1 pseudogene is annotated in these 205 nt (G+C 64.4%); it reads right to left on the reverse strand.

Annotated elements, in window-relative coordinates:
• Positions 1-205: pseudogene (locus tag A3736_RS01760) on the reverse strand (lytic transglycosylase domain-containing protein); the annotation flags it as partial.

Genomic DNA, 205 nt, shown 5'->3' on the forward strand with positions numbered 1-205 from the left:
GACGCGGCTCGGCGTGGGCGCATCGGCCTGGCGCAGATACATCCAGTAATTGCGCATCACGATATTCACGTAGGACCGCGTCTCCCAATAGGGGATCGATTCCATCCACGTCAGCGGATCCCCCTGGTCGCGCACTTCGCTGTTCCAGCGGGCGACCGGAGTGGGCCCGGCGTTGTAGGCCGCCATGACCTTGGGGAGATGTCCG

Source organism: Erythrobacter sp. HI0063, assembly GCF_001635685.1.
Taxonomy (GTDB): Bacteria; Pseudomonadota; Alphaproteobacteria; order Sphingomonadales; family Sphingomonadaceae; genus Qipengyuania.